General features: G+C 43.3%; 1 protein-coding gene. It reads right to left on the minus strand.

What is annotated here, in order from left to right; translation table 11 throughout:
• On the minus strand, positions 1–255 hold a 255-nt coding region (locus AC6CH4_RS26025), incomplete at its 3' end, for a hypothetical protein (protein WP_498108249.1).
• Positions 256–291: the final 36 nt, after the last annotated feature.

Consider the following 291-nt stretch of genomic DNA (forward strand, 5'->3'; position numbering starts at 1 on the left):
AAGACTCTCTCCTCCAACATAGGCCTGTTCGGGTCTTTGTCTGATATTGTAAATAAACTGCACCCGATTAATCGGAGATGCATTATTTAGAGAGCCATAATCTATGTTGGCAATACATAAAGTATTACGGGAAAAGTTATAATTATAACTGATTCGCACCCCTTGTGGATTTTCCCAATAGGAAATGCACCACTGGGTTATGGAACTGGAACCCGATAACCCATAATAGGCTGTTGAACCATCGGGATATTGCACCAGAAAATAGGCCGGCCCATAAGCAGCTCCACCCGG

It is taken from the genome of Flavobacterium sp. GQ95 (assembly GCF_059758655.1).